Origin of the sequence: Microcoleus asticus IPMA8, from assembly GCF_013179805.1 — a bacterium.
Taxonomy (GTDB): domain Bacteria; phylum Cyanobacteriota; class Cyanobacteriia; order Cyanobacteriales; family Microcoleaceae; genus Microcoleus; species Microcoleus asticus.
The window spans coordinates 1-1632 of the sequence record NZ_SRRZ01000290.1 but is presented as its reverse complement, the minus strand read 5'-3'; the positions used below and the strand labels follow the sequence as shown (position 1 = coordinate 1632).

Genomic DNA, 1632 nt, shown 5'->3' with positions numbered 1-1632 from the left:
AAAATGTATGCGTCTCCTGGCACATCTCTTGATGAAATTATTCGTGCTTATTGTGCAGTCTAGTGTCTCATACTTATTTGAAATGACTATAAAACATATGTGGAGGCTATTTCGGCAATTCTTTATGCTGATTGTGACCCTGAATCCTTGAAAACATTAGAAGATATTGAAATAACAGTCAAAGATAAAGTGTTAACTCATGTGACACCAGAGATAGGATTTTTTTTATCTACTCAGCTAGCGGTACAAAAGCAGGAAGGGTAAAGAGATTAAAAAGTACATTAGGTAATTTAAGCATCACCCAAAAGCAAGCAGATAAACTAGGGTGTGGGAGTGGGAGTAGATTGAGTCCACATTTAGAGAACTGTTGTTTAAGACTGAGTGCTAATGTTGCCTATCAAAATGCAGCGAAAGATATTGAATATATAACAGGGATTACGGTTCCTGCGAAGACACAACAAAGATTAGTACATTATCAAAAATTTGAGCAGCCCATTGCAACAGCAGATATTTCCGAGTTAAGTGTAGACGGTGGAAAAGCACGATTAATCACAGCACTCGGAGAAAAATCGGAGTGGAAAGATTATAAAGCAATTGTGTCAGAAGCAGGGATAGTAGGTAGTTTTGACAAAAATGAGATGATCGTTAATTGGGCAAATCAACAGCCACTAGAAAAACCAGTAAATTGTTTAGGTGATGGACATGATGGTGTATGGAATATATTCAAGGAAATTAGTTGTAAACAGGACAGAAGGGAAATTCTGGACTGGTATCATTTGAAGGAAAATCTTCAGAAAGTCGGCGGTTCAATTAAGCGATTGAAGCAAGGAGAAACATATTTATGGAAAGGAAATGTAAAAAGTGCAAAAGCACTATTTACAGAGTTAAAGAGAAAAACAGCAGTTAATTTTTGCAAATATTTAGAAAAGCACAAAGAAAGAATTATTAATTACGAAGCTTTCCAAAGAGATGAAATATGTTCAATTGGCTCTGGCGCAGTAGAATCAGGAATTAAGCAAATAGCTAGACGAATTAAAATATCTGGAGCAAGTTGGAAATCAGAACATATTGGACAGGTATTGGCTCATCGATGTGCTTACTTAAATGACTTAATTGGTAAGCGAAGAAATAGTTGAGTATAAATACTCATCGCAAAACTGACACGCTCCCGTTTTAATTTGACTCCGCATCGCTCAGTTCGAGGAGCAATATTTTGGGTCTCACGATACTGTTTAATTATTTTTTGGACAAAACTTAGGGCCACACAAAAACGGTTGGCTATTGCTCTTTGTGACAGCGGTTCATTATGGTACACCTCCATAATTTTTTGTCTAAAATCAAGAGAATAAGTTTTCATTTTTACTCCTGTGTGATACTTGCTAAAATTATTGATAGTTGTCATTCGAGTGACTGCTATGGGGTGAGGGACTACAGCTCGAAAAGCGCTCCATTTAATTAGAGCTGCATAACATTTTAGGTTTCTATATTTTCACTCCGTTCAAGTCAGTTAGATCATACCTCATATTTCTGAAAAATGCTATATTTTTTTATTGGTTATTGGAAAAAACAATTTAAAACCAAAGGCATCGCCGGAATCAAACTAGGACATAAAGGTTCAAAAGGGTATTTAAC

The 1632-nt window shown here is 35.9% G+C and carries 1 protein-coding gene; it reads left to right on the top strand.

Annotation, left to right across the window (positions count from 1 at the left end; genetic code table 11):
* Positions 1-99 precede the first annotated feature (99 nt).
* Positions 100-1136 (top strand): ISKra4 family transposase gene (locus tag E5S67_RS31905; protein WP_339382824.1). Its coding sequence is split into 2 segments (ribosomal slippage): positions 100-220 and positions 220-1136, totalling 1038 coding nucleotides; the frame shifts between segments, so codons are not numbered across the junction.
* Positions 1137-1632 lie beyond the last annotated feature (496 nt).